2 protein-coding genes are annotated in these 2,188 nt (G+C 72.3%); both read left to right on the forward strand.

The window, feature by feature from the left end:
• The coding region (locus tag E1298_RS46385) for an ACT domain-containing protein (RefSeq protein ID WP_131903728.1) at positions 1-612 on the forward strand (612 nt) is incomplete at its 5' end.
• An 86-nt stretch (positions 613-698) separates the two neighbouring features.
• Positions 699-2,188, forward strand: a 1,490-nt coding sequence (gene ffh / locus E1298_RS46390; RefSeq protein ID WP_243726260.1) for a signal recognition particle protein, incomplete at its 3' end; no start/stop codon positions are given.

Genomic DNA, 2,188 nt, shown 5'->3' on the forward strand with positions numbered 1-2,188 from the left:
GCCCCCGAGGCCGGCCCGGACCAGCTCGCCCTGGTCAGGCACGACGGCGCCGCCGTCCGCGTCACCGGGTCGCGCATCACGATCGCGGCCCCCGACCGCCCGGGGTTGCTCTGGCGCGCGGCCGGGGTCCTCGCGCTGCACCGCCTCGCCGTCCGGACGGCCCGGGTCGTCTCGTCCGGCGCCGCGACCGCCGTCCTCGACTTCACGGCCGTCCCCGAGTACGGCACACCGCCGGATCCGGCCACCCTGGAGGCCGATCTGCGCCGCATGCTCGCCGACCGCCTCGACGTGGCCGACCGCCTCGAACGCCGCGCGCGCTCGGTCCGCGTCCGTCCCGGCGCCACCGTCCCGCCGCCCCGGGTCACGATCGTGGACGACGCGTCCAGCACCGCCACCGTGGTCGAGGTCCGCGCCCACGACCGCCCTGGCCTGCTGTGGCGGATCGGCCGGGCCCTCGGCGGCCGCGGCCTCCACGTCCGCGCCGCGCAGGTCGACACGCTCGGCGCCGAGGCCGTCGACGTCTTCTACGTGGTGGACGAGCGGGGCCGTCCGCTGACCGACGCCGCCGCCCTCGCCTCCGTCAGGACCGAGGTTCTGGCCGCCCTGCGCTGACTTCCATCGCGGCCTGGCTGGGACCGCCCGGTGACCCGATACGCTGATAAGCGATCCCAGAAGCTTTCCAAGGACGGTCCAGACACGTGTTCGAGACGCTCTCCGACCGGTTGACGACGGTCTTCTCGTCCCTGCGCAGCAAGGGCCGGCTCTCCGAGGCCGACATCAACGCGACGGCGCGCGAGATCCGCATCGCGCTGCTTGAGGCCGACGTCGCGCTGCCCGTGGTCAAGGACTTCATCGCGCAGGTCAAGGAGCGGGCGAGGGGCGAGGAGGTCTCGCAGGCGCTGAACCCCGCCCAGCAGGTCGTCAAGATCGTCAACGAGGAGCTCATCAACATCCTCGGCGGCGAGACCCGCCGGATCCGCTTCGCCAAGAACCCGCCCACCGTGATCATGCTCGCGGGCCTCCAGGGCGCCGGCAAGACCACCCTCGCGGGCAAGCTGGCCCGGTGGCTGAAGGCCGAGGGCCACGCCCCCATGCTGGTGGCCGCCGACCTGCAGCGCCCGAACGCCGTCCAGCAGCTCCAGGTCGTCGGCGAGCGCGCCGGGGTCCCGGTCTTCGCGCCCGAGCCGGGCAGCGGCGTCGGCGACCCGGTGGACGTCGCCCGCCGCTCCATCGACCAGGCCAAGCACGCCCAGCACGACATCGTCGTCATCGACACCGCCGGCCGCCTAGGCATCGACGCCGAGATGATGCAGCAGGCCATCAACATCCGCGACGCCGTCGACCCCGACGACGTCCTGTTCGTCGTCGACGCCATGGTCGGCCAGGACGCCGTCAACACCGCCCAGGCGTTCATGGAGGGCGTCGGCTTCGACGGGGTCGTCCTCACCAAGCTCGACGGCGACGCCCGCGGCGGCGCCGCCCTGTCGGTCCGGCACATCACCGGCCGTCCGATCATGTTCGCCTCGACCGGCGAGAAGCTTGAGGACTTCAGCGTCTTCCACCCGGACCGCATGGCGGGCCGCATCCTCGACATGGGCGACATCCTCACCCTGATCGAGCAGGCCGAGCAGGCGTTCGACGCCGAGCAGGCCGAGAAGATGACGAGCAAGTTCACCTCGGGCGAGGACTTCACCCTTGAGGACTTCCTCGAACAGATGATGATGATCCGCAAGCTCGGCCCGATCGGCAACCTGCTCGGGATGATGCCCGGCATGGGCCAGGTTCGCGACCAGATCAGCCAGATCGACGACAAGGACCTCGACCGCGTCGCCGCCATCATCCGCTCGATGACCCCCGAGGAACGCTCCCACCCCAAGATCATCAATGGCTCCCGCCGCGCCCGCATCGCCGGAGGCTCCGGCGTCAGCGTCGGCGAGGTCAGCAGCCTCGTCACCCGCTTCTTCGACGCCCAGAAGATGATGCGCCAGATGGCCGGCGGCATGGGCATCCCCGGAATGCCCGGCGGCGGGCGCCGCAAGGCCGCGAAGGCGGCCAAGGCCAAGGGCAAGAAGGGCAAACAGCGCAGCGGCGACCCCCGCAAGCGCGCCCAGGGCGACAGGCGCCCCGAAGAGCAGCCCGCAGCCGACGCCGCCCCGGCCGGCGCGGAGCCTGCCACCCCCCGGCGCCG

Origin of the sequence: Actinomadura rubrisoli (assembly GCF_004349215.1) — a bacterium.
Taxonomy (GTDB): Bacteria; Actinomycetota; Actinomycetes; order Streptosporangiales; family Streptosporangiaceae; genus Spirillospora; species Spirillospora rubrisoli.